General features: G+C 60.5%; 14 protein-coding genes and 2 tRNA genes. 3 read left to right on the forward strand and 13 right to left on the reverse strand.

The window, feature by feature from the left end; genetic code table 11:
- The first annotated feature begins 322 nt into the window (after positions 1-322).
- Positions 323-1,645, forward strand: coding sequence for a hypothetical protein (locus AC0L7I_RS14935; protein ID WP_473397227.1), 1,323 nt, complete (start codon positions 323-325; stop codon positions 1,643-1,645).
- 46 nt (positions 1,646-1,691) lie between these two features.
- Here AC0L7I_RS14935 and AC0L7I_RS14940 read toward each other — a convergent pair whose 3' ends face one another.
- From AC0L7I_RS14940 to AC0L7I_RS14970, 7 genes are all read right to left on the reverse strand, one after another.
- Complete coding sequence (locus tag AC0L7I_RS14940; protein ID WP_473397228.1) at positions 1,692-3,224, reverse strand: acyl-CoA carboxylase subunit beta; 1,533 nt, start codon at positions 3,222-3,224, stop codon at positions 1,692-1,694.
- Between the two features lie 158 nt (positions 3,225-3,382).
- Positions 3,383-3,937 carry a hypothetical protein gene (locus AC0L7I_RS14945; protein ID WP_473397229.1) on the reverse strand — a complete coding sequence of 185 codons (555 nt, stop codon included), beginning with the start codon at positions 3,935-3,937 and terminating at the stop codon, positions 3,383-3,385.
- 75 nt (positions 3,938-4,012) lie between these two features.
- Entirely contained in the window at positions 4,013-5,338 is a 1,326-nt protein-coding gene (locus tag AC0L7I_RS14950) for a hypothetical protein (RefSeq protein WP_473397230.1), read from the reverse strand.
- Positions 5,339-5,420: 82 nt separating this feature from the next.
- Positions 5,421-6,131, reverse strand: a complete 711-nt coding sequence (locus tag AC0L7I_RS14955; protein WP_473397231.1) for an ATP12 family chaperone protein — start codon at positions 6,129-6,131, stop codon at positions 5,421-5,423.
- A gap of 10 nt (positions 6,132-6,141) precedes the next feature.
- Complete coding sequence (locus tag AC0L7I_RS14960; protein ID WP_473397232.1) at positions 6,142-6,816, reverse strand: HAD-IA family hydrolase; 675 nt, start codon at positions 6,814-6,816, stop codon at positions 6,142-6,144.
- Positions 6,816-7,856 carry an RluA family pseudouridine synthase gene (locus AC0L7I_RS14965; RefSeq protein WP_473397233.1) on the reverse strand — a complete coding sequence of 347 codons (1,041 nt, stop codon included), beginning with the start codon at positions 7,854-7,856 and terminating at the stop codon, positions 6,816-6,818. Before AC0L7I_RS14965 ends, AC0L7I_RS14960 begins: the two co-directional genes overlap by 1 nt.
- Positions 7,853-8,236, reverse strand: a complete 384-nt coding sequence (locus tag AC0L7I_RS14970; RefSeq protein WP_473397234.1) for a fluoride efflux transporter FluC — start codon at positions 8,234-8,236, stop codon at positions 7,853-7,855. Before AC0L7I_RS14970 ends, AC0L7I_RS14965 begins: the two co-directional genes overlap by 4 nt.
- Positions 8,237-8,331: 95 nt before the next feature.
- Between AC0L7I_RS14970 and AC0L7I_RS14975 the strand changes: the two genes are divergently transcribed.
- A tRNA-Gly gene (locus AC0L7I_RS14975) sits at positions 8,332-8,405 on the forward strand.
- 8 nt (positions 8,406-8,413) lie between these two features.
- Here AC0L7I_RS14975 and AC0L7I_RS14980 read toward each other — a convergent pair.
- From AC0L7I_RS14980 to AC0L7I_RS15000, 5 genes are all read right to left on the reverse strand, one after another.
- Positions 8,414-9,070, reverse strand: a complete 657-nt coding sequence (locus tag AC0L7I_RS14980; protein WP_473397235.1) for a hypothetical protein — start codon at positions 9,068-9,070, stop codon at positions 8,414-8,416.
- Positions 9,071-9,120: 50 nt separating this feature from the next.
- Complete coding sequence (locus AC0L7I_RS14985) at positions 9,121-9,519, reverse strand: hypothetical protein (protein WP_473397236.1); 399 nt, start codon at positions 9,517-9,519, stop codon at positions 9,121-9,123.
- Between the two features lie 6 nt (positions 9,520-9,525).
- Complete coding sequence (locus AC0L7I_RS14990) at positions 9,526-9,831, reverse strand: hypothetical protein (RefSeq protein WP_473397237.1); 306 nt, start codon at positions 9,829-9,831, stop codon at positions 9,526-9,528.
- Between the two features lie 140 nt (positions 9,832-9,971).
- Positions 9,972-11,564: a DHA2 family efflux MFS transporter permease subunit gene (locus AC0L7I_RS14995; RefSeq protein WP_473397238.1), complete on the reverse strand. Its 1,593-nt coding sequence runs from the start codon at positions 11,562-11,564 to the stop codon at positions 9,972-9,974.
- A gap of 1 nt (position 11,565) precedes the next feature.
- Positions 11,566-12,804, reverse strand: a complete 1,239-nt coding sequence (locus AC0L7I_RS15000; protein WP_473397239.1) for an HlyD family secretion protein — start codon at positions 12,802-12,804, stop codon at positions 11,566-11,568.
- A gap of 69 nt (positions 12,805-12,873) precedes the next feature.
- Here AC0L7I_RS15000 and AC0L7I_RS15005 point away from each other — a divergent pair, with 69 nt between their 5' ends.
- A complete protein-coding gene (locus AC0L7I_RS15005) occupies positions 12,874-13,623 on the forward strand; it encodes a TetR/AcrR family transcriptional regulator (protein WP_473397240.1) in 750 nt (249 codons plus the stop codon).
- A 62-nt stretch (positions 13,624-13,685) separates the two neighbouring features.
- Here AC0L7I_RS15005 and AC0L7I_RS15010 read toward each other — a convergent pair.
- A tRNA-Met gene (locus tag AC0L7I_RS15010) sits at positions 13,686-13,762 on the reverse strand.
- Positions 13,763-13,780 lie beyond the last annotated feature (18 nt).

The raw sequence follows: 13,780 nt of genomic DNA on the forward strand, positions 1-13,780 counted from the left end.
ATCTGAGAGCCCTTGCCGCCCGCCGCGCGCCACCACGCCTTCAGGCGCTGGATACGCCAGAAGATAAGCGGCCAGACCGGCCACATATACCAGGGCAGCCACGCAGGCGGAGAGAGGAGAGAATACGCATCCATCGCGCCGCAGTATATGTCAGAGGACGGAGGTGTTGGATAAGTTTATTTTCGGGTGAGTGGGGACGGCAGGAAGGGATGGGTTTGGGGGTGGATAGAACCATCCGCGGCCAATCGACGGTGACGCCAAACATTTGCCATCGAGACCCAATATGATGTCTAATTTCGGATTCAGTTGGTAGGAAAATGAGATGCGATTTCCAAGATCAGAGGGACTGACCGATTCGGAGCGAATCCTTGCTACGCTTTGCGATGAATCTTTTTTCAGGCTTTGGACGTATCCAAATCTGTTCAAAGAACCGGGGAAAGAATTGATCGATTTGATGATCGTATTCGAGAACAACGTTCTTCTATTTTCTGACAAGTCTTGTGGATATCCCAACTTGGAGGATGCGGAATTAAGTTGGCGTAGGTGGTACAAAAAGGCCATCTCGAAGTCCGCACAACAAGCCGCACAAGCAAAACGTTGGATCGAGAGATCGCCAGACAAAGTATTCTTGGATGCTAAAGCTACTCAGCGCGTGCCAGTTTCTTTGCCTCACCCTGACACATTGAACGTTCACCTAATTTGCGTCGCGACAGGCGCTGCGGCTCATTGCGAAGCTGTTACCGGTCAACCGTGCTTGGGCATAGATCTTACAGTCACGGACGCCGAAGCACCTCTACGAATTGGGACAGTCACTCGTGCTCACGGAACGCTACACGTATTGGACGCATTTGCGATAAGGCACCTAACCCGCGAACTGGATACAATTAGTGACTTTGTCGAATACCTGAATTCGAAACGCGAGCTAGTAGCTGGTAACCAGTTTAAAGGAGCTGAGTCAGAACTCGACATATTGGCTTACTATCTCTGGAACAATCGAACCTTTCCGGAGGAATGCGAAGAGTATGTGCTCGAAAGAAAACTATGGGATACCATCGAAGCAGATGCCAATTTCCAAGCAGGTCGTGCACTCAATCAGCAATATCGTGTTTGGGACATTTTGCTTGAGCGAGTGATCAATGAGTATCTGGAGGAAAACCTTCAGTTTGGGAATGAAGTCGAAATGAACGAGTACGAAAAACTCGTTCGAATCATGGCCGCCGAAAGTCGATTTCGGCGGCGCATTTTATCTGAGGCCATACAGGAGAGAGCAGAACGCGCTCGAAATCAACGAATCGCCAGTTTGCTCGAATCTGAACAACAAGGGGTTCTATACGTTCTGCTTATTGGCCAAGGCGCACCTCGTGCTGAATATGCGGCGTACCGAGAGGAAAGGTCTCAAGAGCTTCAACTGAGATGTCATGCCGCCAAAGCAGCACGACCTGAATCCAGATTGGTAATCGGAATTGGACTAGATGCGGCCGGAAACGATGGCAGCTCAGAAGACTTCGTATATCTCGACACCTCTGACTGGACCGACGAAATTTTGGCAAGGGCTGAGCGTATACGAGCTGAACTAGAATACTTCGTTGCTGAAAATATCGTTGCTCAACAATTGCAGGTCGATGAATACCCCGAAGCACCCTGACAGCGTAGCATGGCGCGTCGCAGGCTAAGAAAACCTGCGCGTTCCCCTACAAGGGAATATTATCGTGCTTTTTCCAGGGGTTTTCGAGCTGCTTGGTGCGCAGGGTGCGGAGGGCCTTGCCGATGCGGCGGCGGGTGGAGTGGGGCATGATGATGTCGTCGATATAGCCCTTGCGCGCCGCGACATAGGGATTCGCGAAATTGTCTTCGTATTCCTTCGTCAGCTCGGCGATCTTCTCCGGGTTGCCCATTTCCTTGCGGTAGATGATTTCGACGGCGCCCTTGGCGCCCATCACGGCGATCTCGGCCGTCGGCCAGGCATAGTTGACGTCGCCGCGCAGGTGCTTTGAGCTCATCACGTCATAGGCGCCGCCATAAGCCTTCCGTGTAATGACGGTGACCTTTGGAACGGTGGCTTCGGCATAGGCGAAGAGGAGCTTGGCGCCATGCTTGATGAGGCCGCCATATTCCTGCTTGGTGCCCGGCATGAAGCCCGGCACGTCGACGAAGGTGACAACGGGAATGTTGAAACAGTCGCAGAAACGCACGAAGCGGGCCGCCTTGCGGGAGGCATCGATGTCGAGCACGCCGGCCAGCGTCATCGGCTGGTTGGCAACGAAACCGACCGTGGCGCCCTCGATCCGGCCGAAGCCGCAGATGATGTTGGCACCGAAATTCGGGCTGATCTCGAAGAAGTCGCCTTCGTCGGCCACCTTGGTGATCAGCTCCTTCATGTCATAGGGCGTGTTCGGGTTTGGCGGGATCAGCGTGTCGAGGCTGTTCTCGGTGCGCTCGATGACATCGTGGACCGGGCGCGTGGGCGCGTCCTCGCGGTTCGATCCGGGCAGGAAGTCGATCAGGCGGCGCATTTGCGTCAGCGCCTCGATATCGTTCTCGAACGCGCCGTCGACAACGCCGGATTTCGCCGCATGCACGGAGGCGCCGCCGAGGGTCTCGTGGGTGACTTCCTCGTTCGTGACGGTTTTCACCACGTCCGGCCCGGTGACGTACATGTAGGACGTGTCCTTCACCATGAAGATGAAGTCTGTCAGCGCCGGCGAATAGACGTCGCCGCCCGCGCACGGGCCCATGATGACGGAAATTTGCGGGATCACGCCGGAAGACAGGACATTTTCCATGAAGATGTCGGCATAGCCGGCGAGCGAATCAACGCCCTCCTGGATGCGCGCGCCGCCCGCATCGAAGATGCCGACCACCGGCGCGCCGTTCTGCACGGCCATTTTCTGGACCTTGACGATCTTGTCGGCATGGGCGCGGCTGAGGCTGCCGCCGAAGACGGTAAAGTCCTTGGAGAAGACGTAAACGAGGCGGCCATTGATGGTACCCTGGCCCGTGACAACGCCGTCACCGGGAATTTTCTGCTCCTGCATGCCGAAATCGGCGCAACGATGTTCCACGAACATGTCGAATTCTTCGAAACTGTTCTCGTCGAGTAGGACAGCCACGCGTTCACGGGCGGACAGTTTGCCCTTTTCGTGCTGCCGCTCGATCCGTGCGGCACCGCCGCCCTGACGGGCTGCTTCGCGGCGTGCTTCCAGAGCTTCGATTACATCCTGCATGAGGGGCCTCTCCCTGCCATAAATCCGTTGCGCAGACTGATAAACAGCGCAGCCGCAATGGCAAGTGCGGCAAGGAGTGACGGCGCGTCAGCGCATACCGGGGAACAGCCGGAAAAGACCCCGATCCAGGGACCGGGGCCCTTGCCCTGGATGCCGCATCAGTAGCCGCGATGCCCGCCGCGGCGGTGATAGGACCGATGGCCAGGAGGCGGAATGCCTTCGATATCGACGACATGTCCGCGGCGAATGATGCAGGTGACGTCGCTTTCCCGCTCGCGACGGCGCCTTTCGAACTCGACATCGTCAAGGCGCACCCGGAAATCATAAGGGCCGATCTGGCGAACACGGCGGTCATCGTCAAAATCCACGTCGCGATAGCCGATTCGGTAGGCATTGTGGGCAACCGCGCGGCGGCAGGACTGGACAGCGTCCCAGCGCAGGCGGCGGGCTTCCCATTCGGTCTGGCCCCATTTGTTGAGGTGGTAGCCGCCGCGATAGCTGCGATTGTCACGATGATTGCGCTTGTAGCGATAGTCGCGGCCATACCGGTCATTGTGGGCCAGCTGGACCGTGACTGACGTGTCGGCGCCAAGTTTGTGCTCGAGTTGCACGATCGCCCCGCGAACCGGGTCTGCGGCGGCTGGGGCGGCGAAGAGCGCCGGCACAGCAAACGCTGCGGCAGCCACTCGGTAGGTCATGATACGCTTCATCATGCGTGCAGGAAAACACGCAGGCCGGGAACCGGGGCTGAAGCCCTTGTCATGTAGCGTTCAGCGAACGATTGTTGACTACGAAGGATACTCTGAGAGAAATTCGTCTAGGGCGTCCGTATCGATCTCTCCTCGATTCGTCAGCATCTGAATGACATCAGGTTGAAACCCGACCGATGGCGTAGAACTTATTTCAATTCCCAGGAGCGCGCTGATTATGGGCACCTCCGATTCGGCAAAAATTTGATCCTCAGCAATCACATCCAAGATACGATTCATGATTGCTGCTCTTTGGGCGAGCGCCTCAGCTTGGTTCGCTTTGGCTGCCGCATAAGCTTCCAAGACTTTCTCGCACGCATCTTCAAGACCAGAATCTTGGGCAATACCTTCCCTCAAGTACTCTAAGCATAGTTGTGTGCCATAATCCTGTCTAATAATAGCCAGTGAGATTTCTTCGACCGCTTCAGCAACAGCTTTTGTTGGCGTTGAATAGAGCGGGCTCGCCAGCAATGCGCCACTTGCTTGAGCATCGGAGCTTGAAGGCGCACTTTCGGCTAGCTTTTCGTTTGTAGCCTTGGACGCCTCAGCTATATCCCTTCGAGTTTCGAGCATCGATTTTTCTGCTTCAAGCTCTACTATTCTCTCTCGCCGTGCTTGCACTTCGCGCGCGCTACAGCCCGAGCTTTCATTCTCTGTGCCCGTATTTTCTTCGCAATCAATATTGGTCTGCACAGCCGCCGCCGCTTGCTTGTCTATTTCATCGATTTTCGTTTCCAAGCGAGACATCTGAACAGAAGCAAGATTGGCCCGCTCAAGGTAAACCTGCTTGAAATTAATCGCCGAGCCGCTTGAAGCGGCAACCAACGCATCAGATCCTTTTACTGCGCCAGTCAGTTGTTCTATTGCTAACAATGCAATCATGTTCGTCTGGAATCGCCGAAGCATCATCGAGTACTGTGCGTCAGATAGACCATTCATGTATGCTTCGCACACGCGATAGAATCCGTCTCGAAGGGTTTGGATGGTTTGGGTTCTGAGACCCATGCTTGCGGCGGTTTCAGATAATCCACCTTGAGCCGAGATGGCGCGCGAAACATCGGAAACACTCAATCCTGCCTGCGCAGCTATGGCTGACAATGCATCCGGCGAGGGCTCCGCACACACTACCAAGCGATTTTTTTGCAATTGTGCCCACTCGAGTTCTCCGTCAGGCGCTTCGACCCAACCAAATTGTGCAGGTCGATTGTTGGATAAAACGGCTCGTTGTTCCGCGTCCACAAACACACCAACAGGACCGCCCCGTCGGTCATTCGAGAACGAAGATTTTTTGTGAATGGCTGCCAAATTTCCTGCTGAGCAGTTCGTCAAGAAGCAAAGCGCAAGTGCAATTGCCAGAAATCTCATCCCAAGCCCCCCTGTCTCTTGGTTACGAAATATCTCACAAAGGTATATTTTGTCAATTATTGCTAATTGTTGTTGAATGATGTTACGCCAGCGCGCGGAACCAGACGCCGAGAGCCTTGGCTTCGCGCCGTTTGTTCTCGGTGGCGGCTTTGGCTTCCTCGTCTTCGCCCCATTGATCGGCCTGCCAGGCTTCGTCGATGCGCGAGACTTCGTAGGCATCCTCGGCGCTCATCGCTTCCTGTTCCACGGCCAGCGCGAGGAGCGCTGACCCGAACAGGCCGGCACCATAGAGCAGGCCGGTCAGGCGGAAGGCATCGAGGCCGAGCGCGTGGTCGCGGGCGGCATCCAGCGAGGCATCCGGCTGGGGCGAGGCGACGATGCCGATGACCGGCACGAGGTTGACGCCGAGATTTTCGCCGGCCCAGTCGCGCACCGGCGCCCAATGGGCCTCTTCGCTCTCTGCCAGTTCATCCGGCGTTTCGGCGATGTGGCAGATCAGGTCGGTCTCGCAATAGCGGGCGAGTTCGTCGGCCATGTCGTCACGGGCCTCTTCGGTTCGGTCGATGGCGACATTGGCGAGGCGGGTGAGCGGCATGGCCAGAAGGTCGATATGGTCTTCCTGGGCATTCCACTCGGCAGCAATCGCCTGTGCGAGGCGTTCGCTGGGCAGCGCGAGCGCGGCGCGGGCCGGTGTCTTGATGGTTCGGTCGTCAAGGGCCACGGTCCAGCCGCCCTCGATGACTTCGATGGCGGCCTGCTTGTAGAAGCGTTTGGGTTTGTCGGAACTCGTCATGCCGCAGGCTTTACGCGCGCTGGCGCCCGAAACGCAACAGGCTTTCCTGCAAAGTCTCATAGGTATGGTGCACTTCGTGGGCACCCACCTCTTCCAGCTCATCCGCCGTGCCAAACCCCCAACTGACGCCGAGCGTGCGCACGCCGGCGGCGTTGCCCATGTTGATGTCGTGGATGGCGTCGCCGATCATCAGGCTCTGATGGGCCTCTGCTCCCAGCGCGGCCATGGCCTGTTCGACCATGAAGGGGTGCGGCTTGCCGGGGCCGTCATCGGCACACCAGATCGTGTCAAAGAAGGGCTCGAGCGGGTGCATCTCGAAAATGGCGCGGATGCCGCGGTGCGACTTGCCGGTGGCCATGGCGATCAGCCAGTTGTCGTCGCGCAGCTGCTGCAGCGTCTCCATCGCGCCGTCATACAGCGGCTCGACGAAGCCCGGCTCCGTGCGGCGCAGGATGAAGGCGTCGCGATAGGCCGCGACGAGATCGTCCAGTTTGGCGTTGGTGATGTCTTTCGGCGCGAGGATGCGGCAGCCTTCATGCAGGCTGAGGCCGACAATCTTCCGGGTTTCTTCATGCGAGGGCGGGGCGAGATGGCACGTCTCAAAGGCACGGGTCATCGCCGTGAGGATGACGTCACGGCTGTCGACAATCGTGCCGTCCATGTCCCAGATGGCAAGCTTCAGCATCAGACGAAAGGCGCCAGCGGATTCTTGCCCGCTTCCTGCTCGAGGAAGCCGAGGGTTTCGAACGTCTCTTTCATGTGCGGCGACAGCGGCGCGACAATGCTGATCGGCTTGCCGTGTTCGCGCGGGATGATCAGCGCACGGGCATGCAGGTGCAGGCCGGCGGCAAGGCCGTTGGGCACTTCGCGGCGGTTCTTGTACTTGAAGTCGCCAAGGATCGACGTGTCCATTTCCAGCATGTGGAAACGCAGCTGGTGCATGCGGCCTGTCAGCGGCTTGAGGGCGACCCAGGCGGCTTTCTGTCCGGCAGTGGAGATGACGGCATAGTCGGTGATCGCATGCTTGGCGCCTTCGACGCCCTGCGAGCTGCGGATCATCCGCTCACGGTCGGCATCGCGGCGTTTGACATTCGGGTTGACCGGACGCCAGCCGCTTTCCTCGCGGTCGTCCGGCACGCCCTTGACCATCCAGCAGCGGATCTGGCCGAAGGGCGGGTTGGGCACGCCCACGGTGACGGCCCAGTAGACCTTGTCCATCTCGCGGCCCCGGAACAGTTCGCCGAGGCGCGCAGCGGCAGCCGGATATTTCGCGACGAGCAGGACGCCGGACGTATCCTTGTCGAGACGGTGAACGAGGACCGGGCGGTGTTCGCCTTCCGACAGGGCCGGCAGCATGCCGTCGATATGGCGCCCCTGCCCCGACCCGCCCTGCACGGCGAGGCCGGCGGGCTTGTTGAAGGCAATCATCTCATCATCTTCGTAGAGGATCAGCTCTTTCAGGAACTCGCGATCCTTGGCCGAGGCATTGGCGGCGGGATCGCGCTGGCGCGGGGCCTCGCCGTCGAGGATGGGCAGGCGCACGGCCATGCCGGCCGACAGGCGCATGTTGGCCTTGGCCCGGCCGCCATCGACGCGGACCTGGCCCGTGCGCAGCCATTTCTCGACCTGGCCCTGCGTGACCGGCACGCGGCGCTTGATCCAGCGGTCGAGGCGTGTGCCTTCTTCCTTGTCCGAGACGGTTTCGGTGATGATCTGGCCGCTCATGCGAGCACCTTCCGTGTAATGTAGAGCGCCGCCATCAGCGCAAGGACCGACACGATGACAGAGACGAGCGCATAGCTGAGCGCCCGCATGTAGGCGCCGGATTCCATCATGATGACGATTTCGCGCGAAAAAGCGGAGAATGTGGTGAAGCCGCCGAGCAGGCCCGTGCCGAGAAACATCAGCCAGGCGCCCTGCGACGGGCCCTGCCGGTGCATCAGCCAGGCCATGAGCACGCCCATCAGGGCGCTGCCGACAATATTGACCATCAGGGTCGCACCCGCCGCGCCGCCCAGAGGCAGGCGCACGGCGGCATATCCGACGCTGTGCCGGAGCATGGCGCCGAGTGCGCCGCCTGCTGCTACGAGTAAAAATCCGTTCATGCCGGGCCTTCTACGCCGGACGGCCCGAAACTGCCAGCGCCAATGGCAATGGGCCTTGCGCTACCTGTATTTCAGGCTCAGATAGCACCGCGCATGCGGGTGTAGCTCAATGGTAGAGCAGCAGCTTCCCAAGCTGAATACGAGGGTTCGATTCCCTTCACCCGCTCCAGTCTCCGCTCAGGGCAGCCGGGAGATGAGCACGGCGACCATGATTGCGTAGATGGCCATGATCGACACGGTCTTGGCGACGGCGCTGAATATGTAGGGCTTGAGGTCGTCCCACGAGGTCTGGCGGGCAATGTCGGCTACCGCTTCGGCAACTTCCTTGTGCAGGGTCTCGCGATCATGGCCGGCGAGGGAAATGAGCAGCTTGTGCGAACGCGGCTGGGGCTGCGCCTGGGCCTCTGCCAGCACCTGCTCGAACACAAGCGCGGCAACCGTTTCGCGCAAGGCGCGCAGCGGGTGCCAGCCGTTTCGCACCAGCGCGCTGATGACATAGCGGGCGGGCGGATAGATCACCCAGGCGTCGCGGGCCAGGAAGGCGACCAGCGCGGTGCCGACGGATATGGAAATGGCCTTGTCGCTGAGGCCGTGCGCACGCCAGACGATCCAGAGCGTGACGAGGATCGCCGCCTTCACGCCGGTTGCGATGGCATAGTGGCGAAAACTGCTCTTGAGGAATTTATGGGCCTCGCGCCGGAGCCGGATACGCGCCTCCTGGGCGGCCGCCTCGATCGCCTTGTTCTTGCGACTGGTCACTTCGCCCGACAGGAACTTTCGTCCGAGAGCAACGCCCGCTGTCAGCGCGGAGACAATCAGGAAAACAGAGCGCATGAATCTCCTGTCGGCGTGGCGGGCGGGTCCGACCGTGTGTTCAGGCCCGGTCAGAGCAAGCCTACCATGAAACGCTGCGCCTGGCGCGCCACGCCTGCAGGATCTTTCGCGACCGAATACCCTGCCAGAAGGGCCAGCGCCGTGACGGTCAACGGCCGCTTCTCGACGATGGATTTCAGCGCGTCGAAAGGCAGGTCTGCCAGCGCGTCGGCTGTCGCGTCTTCAATGTCGTCCAGCTCATCGGCAGACGAGCGCGCCGGCTGGAGGAACATATAGAGGCAGGCGCAGGCGGCCGACAGCATCAGCGCCGCCACCGTGAAGCAGGCCCCGACGAGGCCCATCACCGTGGCCAGCGCCAGTGTCAGCGCCACGGCCAGTGCGAACACGCCGCCAAGACCGAACACGATCCCGGCGACGGCCGCGAAGAGACGCAGTTTCGTCGTGTCCATGGAGACCTAGTTCCGGCGCAACAATGCCAGCATCAGGCCGGCACCGAAGGCAATGCCGATGGCCGTCAACGGGTTTTCGCGGATGCGCGTTTCGACGGCCGTCTTGGCTTCGTCGACCTCGTCACCGGCTTTCCTGGCCAGCTCCACGCCTTTTTCAAGGCCGGCCTGGGCGCGCACGGCGGCGAGGCTGCGCATGTCTTTCAGGGCTTCGCGCAAATCGTCGCGCAGAACCGAAATGTCGCGTTTCAGCGCGTCGACATCTTCGGCGATCTCGGTCTTGAGCGCCGCGCTGGTGGCTGTCTTGGTGTTCATTCTGAGCTCCTCTGTATGGGCGTCCTGACGATGGTCGGAAGGGCGCTGTGTCCCATACTGACGTTCCCACAGGGGCTGGAAATACGCGGAACTCCCTAGTCAGAGGGATATGTCGTGCGACGCCGGGGCGCGCCCGGCGCTCAGTGCGCCGCGACGGGCCCGCCATCCGGATTGGGTTTGCGCAAGACAAAGACAATGAGGAACGCTGCGGCAGATGCCATGGCCATCGCCATAAACAGGTTGTTGTAGGTCATCACGAGCGCTTCCATCTGGACGCGGTGGCCGAGTTCCATCATCGCCGCACCCTGGGGATCGGCCACACCTGTTGCCTGAAGGCGCGCCGCCGCCTGGCTGAGCCATTGCTGCACTTCCGGACGCGCCATGCTCATGCCGGCAGACAGTTCCTGTTGGTGGAAGGCATTATAGTGCAGCATCAGCGTGTTCAGGAACGCAATACCGACCGCACCGCCGAGGTTACGGCAGACAGTGAACAGGCCCGATGCATTTGCCACCCGCTCTGGCGGCAGCGTGCCGAGCGCCAGGTTTGTGGTCGGCACCATGGCCACGATCAGGCCGACGCCGCGGATGGCCTGCGGCCAGAACAGTTCGTTGAAACTCGATTGCTGCGTCATCTGCGCATTCCCCGCGACGCCGATCGTGATCATGACCAGTCCGACACCGAGGATGAGGCGCGGATCGAACCGCCGCGTGAGCGCACCGGCGATCGGCCCGCCAAAGAACATGGCCATGCCTGACACGCCCATGATCTGTCCGATCTGGAGCGCGGAATAGCCCCGCACCTGACCGAGAAACAGCGGGAGCGCGTATACCGACCCGTACAGGACGAAGCCGACAACGATCCCGACGACCGCACCGGAGGCAAAATTGCGGTCGCGGAACACGGACAGGTCGACAATCGGGTATTCGACCCGGAAGGCGCGATAAAAGAAAATGGCTGTTGCAACAATGCAGTAGAACGTCCAACGCACGATCATGCCGCTCTGTCCCCAGCCTTCTGCGGGGCCTTCTTCAACGATCCATTCAAAGGCGCCCAGCATCACCGCCATGCTCGCCAGCCCGATGAGGTCGATGCGGCGCAGCAGGTTCGTCTCGCCCTTCTGCCGCGGCACGAACATCCACACGAGAACGACTGCCGCAATGCCGGGAATGACATTGAGCAGGAACAGCCAGTGCCAGCTCATATGCCCGGTAATCCAGCCGCCCAGCGTCGGCCCGATCGACGGTGCGAGCGTGGCGACCATGCCGATCATCACCTGCTGCGTCATGGACCGTCCGCCGGGGAACAATGTGAAGGCGGCCGCCATTGTCGTCGGCACCATGGCGGCGCCGACAAAGCCCTGGATACACCGGAAGAAGACGAGGGAATCCAGGTCCCAGGATATGGCGCAAAGCACGCTGGAGACCGTGAACGCCGCTGCCGACATCATGAACAGGCGGCGCAGGCCGAACACACGGTTGAGAAATCCCGAGAGTGGAATGCCGACGACTTCGGCGATCAGGTAGCCTGTCTGCACCCAGGCGATTTCCTCGCTGCTGGCCGAGACGCCCGCCTGGATCTGCCGGATGGAGCTTGCCACGATCTGCACGTCGAGGATCGACATGAACATGCCGATGACCATGGCGAAAAAGCCGACATGCAGTGTCCACGGAATCTTGTCGCCATCGGCCGGAGCCGTGGCGTCGCCCGTCCCCGTCGGGGCCGAACTGCTCATCTCACGACTTTGCCGGTTTGACGTTGACGACGGCCTCGACCGACAAGCCCGGACGCATCAGGCCGGTGTCGAGCGCGTCCTTCGAGATGGCCACGCGCACGGGGACGCGTTGCACAATCTTGGTGAAATTGCCCGTCGCCGTATCCTGGGGGATCAGGCTGAATTGTGCCCCGGACGCCGGCGCCAGGGAGTCCACAATGCCTTCGACCTTGAGATCGGGATAGGCATCAACATGCAGCTCGACCTTCTGGCCGGGGCGCATCTTCTCTACCTGTGTTTCCTTGAAATTCGCGATGACATACGCCTGGTCGACCGGCACGATGGACAGCGCCTGCTGGCCGGGGCTGAGCAACTGGCCTTCAGAGACAACCCGGTTGGCCACGACACCGGATACCGGCGCGCGAATTTCGGCGCGGCCTGCGTCCAGCCGGGCCGCCGTCACGCGGGCTCTGGCAGCGTCAACCTGCGCGTTTGCGCCTGCGACAGCGGCTTCAGCCGCGATAATGTCCTGGCGGGCCCGGGCGAGGCCGGCCTCGGCAACATGCAACTGGCTTTTCTGGGTCGTGACCGCCGCGTCGGCGCGGCTGGCTTCGGCCCCTGCGGCGTCAGATTCGGCCTGGGCCGTCTCCAGGCGCGCGGCAGGATAGTGCCCCTTGCCCGCAAGCTCGGTATAGCGCGTGAGATCGTCGGTTGCGAGCTTGGCATTGGCCTTCGAAGACACAGCGCCGGCGCGGGACTCGGCGAGCATGTCCTTCTGGGCAGAAATCTGCGCCAGTGCAGAGGCTTCGAGCGAGCGCCTGGAGGCAACTTCGGCGCGCGCCTGCGCGGCCTGGGCCTCGGCCTGCGACAGGGCGGCTTCGGCTTCGGCCAGGCGCGCCGCATAATCGGCGCCTTCAAGCACCACGAGGAGATCACCCGCCTTCACAGCCTGATTGTCCCTGACCGCGACGGTATCGACATAGCCCTGGATCTTGGAGGCAACCGTGGTGATGTCAGCCCGGATATAGGCATTGTCCGTGGTCACCTCGAAACGGCCTGTTGTCCACCAGCCGATCCCCTTCCAGACAGCCAGGATCGCGACCAGCGCAATCGCCGCATAGACGCCATAGCGACGGTAATCGACGGGCGGCTGGGCGGGTGCGGCAACAGGATCACTGGGCGTTGCCTGAACATCGGCCTCAACGGCCTCCTTCACCGGCTCAACGACTTTTGGAACGGATGGAAATGGCTTGAGCGCCATCTGAATACCTCATCAACTGAATTGCCGAGACGGAGCCACAGCGAGTGTAATATTGATTACACTCACAAAATGTGTAATGTCAATTACGGTTTCAAGTGGCAACACTGGACGACAGGCACAGACAGGACCCCGACGGACATGGACACGGCCCACACGACAGAAGCGCACACCGTCGAACCGGTCAGCCGGGGCGACAAACGGCGGGCGGCGTTCATTGCGGCAGCGCGCGAGGTGTTCCTTGAGCAGGGTTATGAGGCGGCCAGCATGTCGGACATCGTCCTGCGGGCCGGCGGGTCGTTGTCGACCCTGTATTCACAATTCGGCGACAAGCAGGGCCTGTTCCTGGCAATGCTCGACGAGCGTATTCGCCTGATCACGGCCAGCATGGGGGTCGAACTGTCAGCCCATGCGCCGGTCGAGGAAGGCCTGCGCCGGATCGGCCAGCAATTCACCAGCAAGTTGCTGGAGCCAGAATTGCTTGAAATGTACCGGCTGATACTCGGGCTTGCCCGGAAATTCCCGGAGATTCCGCGTGAATTCGTGCGCCGCGGTCCAGACCGCCTGCGCCGGGCGCTCGCCGACTACCTGATCGATCGTGTCGACGCCGGAGAGATCCGCCTCGAAGACCCTTATGGGGCTGCCACACTGTTCCTGGAAATGGCACGCGCCGGCCTGGTGAACCGTGCCCTGATGGATGACAGCCTTCGCCCCAGCCCAGATGAGATCGAGGCGTCGGTCGACATGGTCGTCGAGGTGTTCCTGCGCGGCGCCGTACGCTACCCGCCTGCCGCAGGCGAACGAGCCGGCGCAGACGACTGAAACCATTCATCCGCCAAAACGGGAAAAGCCCCCGATTTCCGCTAAGAAATCAGGGGCTTATTTGGGTGCGGGAACAGGATTTGAACCTGTGACCTTCAGGTTATGAGCCTGACGAGCTACCGGACTGCTCCATCCCGCGTCAATTGTACAAGCATTT

It is taken from the genome of Hyphomonas sp. J20-32, assembly GCF_055808555.1.

Bases quoted from the DNA above. Each gene is read 5' to 3' on its own strand.
- AC0L7I_RS14990 (WP_473397237.1), bottom strand. From the start codon at position 9,831: ATGAACACCAAGACAGCCACCAGCGCGGCGCTCAAGACCGAGATCGCC.
- AC0L7I_RS15000 (WP_473397239.1), bottom strand. From the start codon at position 12,804: ATGGCGCTCAAGCCATTTCCATCCGTTCCAAAAGTCGTTGAGCCGGTG.
- AC0L7I_RS14980 (WP_473397235.1), bottom strand. From the start codon at position 9,070: ATGCGCTCTGTTTTCCTGATTGTCTCCGCGCTGACAGCGGGCGTTGCT.
- AC0L7I_RS14985 (WP_473397236.1), bottom strand. From the start codon at position 9,519: ATGGACACGACGAAACTGCGTCTCTTCGCGGCCGTCGCCGGGATCGTG.
- AC0L7I_RS14970 (WP_473397234.1), bottom strand. From the start codon at position 8,236: ATGAACGGATTTTTACTCGTAGCAGCAGGCGGCGCACTCGGCGCCATG.
- AC0L7I_RS14955 (WP_473397231.1), bottom strand. From the start codon at position 6,131: ATGACGAGTTCCGACAAACCCAAACGCTTCTACAAGCAGGCCGCCATC.
- AC0L7I_RS14950 (WP_473397230.1), bottom strand. From the start codon at position 5,338: ATGAGATTTCTGGCAATTGCACTTGCGCTTTGCTTCTTGACGAACTGC.
- AC0L7I_RS15005 (WP_473397240.1), top strand. From the start codon at position 12,874: ATGTGTAATGTCAATTACGGTTTCAAGTGGCAACACTGGACGACAGGC.
- AC0L7I_RS14965 (WP_473397233.1), bottom strand. From the start codon at position 7,856: ATGAGCGGCCAGATCATCACCGAAACCGTCTCGGACAAGGAAGAAGGC.
- AC0L7I_RS14945 (WP_473397229.1), bottom strand. From the start codon at position 3,937: ATGATGAAGCGTATCATGACCTACCGAGTGGCTGCCGCAGCGTTTGCT.
- AC0L7I_RS14960 (WP_473397232.1), bottom strand. From the start codon at position 6,816: ATGCTGAAGCTTGCCATCTGGGACATGGACGGCACGATTGTCGACAGC.
- AC0L7I_RS14935 (WP_473397227.1), top strand. From the start codon at position 323: ATGCGATTTCCAAGATCAGAGGGACTGACCGATTCGGAGCGAATCCTT.
- AC0L7I_RS14940 (WP_473397228.1), bottom strand. From the start codon at position 3,224: ATGCAGGATGTAATCGAAGCTCTGGAAGCACGCCGCGAAGCAGCCCGT.
- AC0L7I_RS14995 (WP_473397238.1), bottom strand. From the start codon at position 11,564: ATGAGCAGTTCGGCCCCGACGGGGACGGGCGACGCCACGGCTCCGGCC.